Origin of the sequence: Sporichthya polymorpha DSM 43042, assembly GCF_000384115.1 — a bacterium.
GTDB classification, from domain to species: domain Bacteria; phylum Actinomycetota; class Actinomycetes; order Sporichthyales; family Sporichthyaceae; genus Sporichthya; species Sporichthya polymorpha.
In genome coordinates this window covers 229,335-233,595 of record NZ_KB913029.1, presented here as the reverse complement: position 1 = coordinate 233,595, position 4,261 = coordinate 229,335, and the positions used below count along the sequence as shown (strand labels likewise).

Sequence of the window (4,261 nt, the reverse complement as noted above, 5' to 3'; positions counted from 1 at the left end):
GCGGCGACCTTAAACCTCGCTGACCGCAAGGTCGTACGGGTTCAAATCCCGTCCCGGGCACCGCGTTGACCTGCATAGACGTCCGATTCTGCCCGCCCCTCACACGGGCCCACCTCGCGACCTAGTAGCAGTTCTAGTAGCAGTTCAGTAGCGCAGGCCGTCGCGATGCGCGGCCGTCCGTCCACGTCCGCGGGCGTGTAGAGACTCCCCACAAGATCATCCTCACCCCCGGGTTCCAGACGTAGCCGCACGACCTCGTCATGCGACGACCAGTAGCCGCCGACCATGCTGAGATGGCCGCTTCGTGCGAAAGCCGGGTTCCGTCGAGGACGGCTCAGTCCCAATGCGCGGTCTGGCCGCCTCTGGTCCGAATCCGCGCGCGCGGGCGGTCCGCGGGTAGCAGCGCACGGTGCTCGCTGCGGACCGCGTCGTAGAGCGTCCCGCCTCCGGAGTTGTCCGTGATCGATACCAGGAGCGCGAACGGGACCTTCGTCGGAGCGTTGTCGAGCGCTCCAGCCCGTCGGGCGATGTAGGAGAGCTCAAGGCGGGGCCGCTCCGTCTCGGTCGCCTTGAGGATCACCCGATGGTGCCGGATCGTCTCCCACTTGCCGCTATCGCGCAGTTGGACCTCTGCCGACCCCTTGGGCGCGCCCAACGACTTCGTCACCGGCTCCTGGCTCGGAGTCCATCCGGCGGCCATCAAGGTCAGCGCTTCGTTGCTGCGGAGGTCATGTTGCTCGCTCTTGGCGTCGAGCCCGGCCGGCGGCCTGAAGCTATGGATCGACTGATGTGGGCGCAGGAGTATCTCCAGCGAAGCGCTGGTGTACTCCGTAGGTTGGGTGGGATCGATCGGCGATGCGTACGCCAACGTCATCCTCAACTGCAGGTCGGAGGACACGACAGCAGGAACGGGAACCTGGTAGCCCAAGAGATCGTTGCGCTCGATCTCATCGACGATCAGCACGTGCACCTCATCCGGCGAGCACTCCAGCGTGTCCACGAAACTCAGCACCTGCCGGCCGTAGCCGACCTCGTCTCGAAGCTTCACGTGCTGGCGTGGCCGCTCGGCGAAATGGGTCACGAATGCCCGAAGGACGCTGCTGTTCACCCTGGGGAGCCGGGTGACAAGGTCGGCGAGGGCATGCGTCGTGAGCGGTGCCGCGAAGCTCGTCCCGGACGCTTCCAGGAACGTGCCATCGGAGCGCAGAACGTTGAAGAGTCGCCCGTCGACGCCGCCGAACTGAACGCCGAGCGGCTGCACGCGACCACCCTGGCGACCCGGGCCCATCGACGAGTACGGTGCCCTGCTCCACGGCTTGTCCGGAGCCGGTGCGTCACATGCCCCGACCGCCAGACCGTTGGCCATGTCGGCCGGCACCTGAACGCGGTGAAGGCCGGCAGCCCGGTCCTCTTCACCGTCGTTGCCCGCGGCCACGACGAAGAGAACGTCGTTATCCCACGCCAGTTGGTCGAGTTCGCTGGTCCAGCGGTTGGGCTCCATGTCGTCCTCCACCGCGAGCGTCGGGCCGAGGCTGAGGTTCACCAGCTTGTGTCCGCCTTGCTCGACAGTCTCCTTGATTCGGTCGAGGACCCAGTAGCCCTCCAGGTCGCCGGGGATGTTCGGAGCAGGAAGGACACGAAAGCTCTCCACCGGCAGCGGAGGCTGAGGAGCTTGCTGGCCCGGGGTCAACAAGCCGTAGAGGACCGCGCCCGTCACCCCAGTTCCGTGATTCAGTTCGTCGGCATCCGCAGGCTCCGAAGTGAGGTCGGAAGCGCTGATCGGGAACAAGGGCGACGGACTCTTGACGTCGACGCCGCCGTCGAACACCGCGACCTTCACGGTCGCGCTCACAGGGCTCGTGGCGGCGGGTGGCGCGACCCGCAGTGCAGACCGGGTTCCGAAGCTCGGCCGCGGGCGAATCGCCGGCATGGGTCGGAGCACGCGCAGCGGGTTGAAGCGGGCGAGTGCGACCACATCGTCATCGGTCGGAAGCGTGACCGGGGTGAAGGTGAGGCCGCCGACGCGGCGGACGAAGTCCGCGTGCACTCGGCCGTTCCGTGACTCGATCAGCGTGAACCAACGCTGGAGTGTTTCGTCATCGAGCGGAACCGCCTCGCCCGCCCGGGCCGTCAGCGGATGGAGGACCGCCTCCCAGGTCCTCGCCTCTCTGCTCTCCTCGGTGGTAGTGGCTTCGGGCGCACGGAGCACCTGCGCGACCGTAGGCAGCGATACCTCGTCGAGTTTCCTGATCTCGCTGAACGCCTGGGCTTGCGTGCGTCCCTGTCCGCGGGTGTTCACCAGGGTTTCGAGTTCGCTGAGCCCGTCGTCGCTGACGGTGAAGATCAGTCGGCGTGTCTGGACTGTTTCGCTCCGGCTCCGTGTCTGATAGTCGCCGGTGTCCGCGCGTGAGCCGACTGGCGTCGCGCCGATGTGTGCGAGTAGGGGCGCGGGGAAATAGCTGGCGGCGAGGTAGTTGGGCACGAGCTTCGCCTCGACGTACAGTCGGTCGGCGGCGCGCAGCGTTTGCGGCAGCCTGTGAGCGTCCTGGACGGCTGCACTGATCTGCGGCAGCAGAAAACTCCGCGCGTCCTCGGCCGTTCGGGGCTCGAACTTCGGCCCACCGCCGCTCGCGGGCGCGGCCACATCGACCTTGAGCCCCTCACCGTTGACGAGTAGGGGACGGCGTGGGGCCTCGGGATGCTCTGTCGTCACGGCTGCCCTTTCGTCCGCTTCAAGGCAGCCGCCACCGTCGGGTGGCTCACCCCGACCAGGTCAGCGATCTGTCGATTCGACAGACCCAACCGGGCACGCAACGCGGCGATCAACTTGTCGCGTGCAGCACCCGTCAGCGTGCACTGGCGTGCAATCTCTTCGACCAGCACCGTCCCGACGGGCACGCTCTGGAGGATCGACCGACGGCGGCACAACGCCCAGAGCCGAGTCAGTTGCGAGCTGCTCATGTGCTCGGTGAGATCGGCGACCAGCTCGATCGTGCCCGGATCCAGCTCCACCGATCCGGCGGCGGCGTAGGTGAGAATGGCGGCGCGCTGTTCCCACCCAGGGAGTTGCAACTCGATGGCTCGGTCGAACCGTCGCTCCACCGCTGGGTCAAGAAGCTGCGGGTGGTTCGTGGCAGCGACCAGCAGGCTCGTGTCTGGCCATCGGTCCAGCTCGACGAGCACGACGTTCACGATCCGTTTCAGCTCGCCGATGTCCGCGTCATCGTCTCGTCGCTTCGCGATCGCATCGAACTCATCCAGGAGCAGTACGCAAGGACCGGACTTCGCGTAGTCGAGTACGGCCTTGATGTTGCGGCCCGAAGACCCGAGATAGCTGGACACGACCGACGACAGGTCGAGCGTGACCAGCGGCAGGGACAGCGACTGTGCCAGCCAGCGCGCGGTCATCGTCTTACCCACACCGGGGGGTCCGCTCAGCAACAGGCTCCGTGTCAGTCCCACGCCGGCGCTATGCAGTTTCTCGCTGAGCCGCCGCTCGGCGACGATCTCGTCGAGTTCGCGCATGGCGCCGGCAGCGAGGATCAGGCCGTCGCCGTCGGGCGCGGCGTCTACGTCTACCAGCGGACGGACGGTGTCTCCCTCCGTCGGCAGCGCGCCCCCGCTGAACCGCAGCTCGGCCGAGGCGTTGGTGGCCGCCATCGCCTGATGAAGCGCCGCCTTGAAGGCATCGGGATCGTGGACGGTGGGCGGGACGGCGCGCAGCAGCCGCGAGGCAAGCTGGCGGACACCGGGGCCGTGCCCGCGGGTTCCCACACGCACCAGATCCAACACCGCCCGCTCCAGGCCATCGTCAGAGTGGTAAGAGCTACTCCGGGTTGCCGTCATACGTTCCACCGTAGCCGCTTCCGATCTAGCCATGAGCTGCCCCTCTGTGGAAACTTGATTTCTTCGATGGGTGCTTCTTACCAGCACGTACCGACGAGGTTTCGCGCGGACACGCCGCGGGGATGATCCTCGACGTACGCCGCCGGAATCCGCTCGGTGTGGCGGCAGCCCAGACCGGTCGGGCGGCGAACATCGCTTGGCGGTGAGAGTGCCCCCGGCGCGTTGCGCCACCGCGCGCCGCACGCGATTCAGTCCCAGAGTGCCTGGCCCATTCGGTCGGCGGCTTGGCGAGCGAGGACATCGGTGACGTGGGTGTAGCGCTTGGTCACGGCGAGCGTCGAATGCCCAAGAATCTGCTGCACGACGCGGATGTCGACGCCTTGCTCCAACAGCAGCGTGGCGGCGGTGTGTCGGG

The 4,261-nt window shown here is 67.0% G+C and carries 3 protein-coding genes; all 3 read right to left on the bottom strand.

The genetic code is table 11. The features are described from left to right. Nucleotides 1–334: 334 nt before the first annotated feature. The gene (locus SPOPO_RS0101215) at nucleotides 335–2,713 is read right to left on the bottom strand and encodes a S8 family peptidase (protein WP_019872963.1); all 2,379 of its coding nucleotides are present in this window, start codon (nucleotides 2,711–2,713) and stop codon (nucleotides 335–337) included. Continuing rightward, nucleotides 2,710–3,792: an AAA family ATPase gene (locus tag SPOPO_RS26830; RefSeq protein WP_211210825.1), complete on the bottom strand. Its 1,083-nt coding sequence runs from the start codon at nucleotides 3,790–3,792 to the stop codon at nucleotides 2,710–2,712. The genes SPOPO_RS0101215 and SPOPO_RS26830 overlap by 4 nt, the downstream gene beginning before the upstream one ends. 302 nt (nucleotides 3,793–4,094) lie before the next feature. Then, on the bottom strand, nucleotides 4,095–4,261 hold a 167-nt coding region (locus tag SPOPO_RS33415), incomplete at its 5' end, for a tyrosine-type recombinase/integrase (protein ID WP_156870314.1).